The following is a 317-nucleotide window of genomic DNA, read 5'->3' on the forward strand; positions in this document are numbered from 1 at the left end:
TTGTCGCCGCCCACCTCGAGCTTGGAGGCGAAGGTGCCCTGCGGCCAGCCCAGCAGCGCCGCCAGCATCTGGCCGGTGGCGTTCATGTCGTCGTCGATCGCCTGCTTGCCGAGGATGACCAGGCCCGGGTTCTCGTTGCCAATCACAGCCTTCAAGAGCTTGGCGACAGCCAGCGGCTCGACGGTGGCATCGGTCTTGACCAGGATGCCGCGGTCGGCACCCATGGCCAGGCCCGAGCGCAGCGTCTCGGCCGCCTGGGCCGGACCGATCGAAACCACCACCACTTCGCTCGCCTTGCCGGCTTCCTTCAGACGCAG

General features: G+C 68.1%; 1 pseudogene. It reads right to left on the bottom strand.

The window, feature by feature from the left end:
- Positions 1 to 317: pseudogene (locus BA190_RS35000) on the bottom strand (electron transfer flavoprotein subunit beta/FixA family protein); the annotation flags it as partial.

Source organism: Labrys sp. WJW, from assembly GCF_001676615.1.
In the GTDB taxonomy this organism is placed as follows: domain Bacteria; phylum Pseudomonadota; class Alphaproteobacteria; order Rhizobiales; family Labraceae; genus Labrys; species Labrys sedimenti.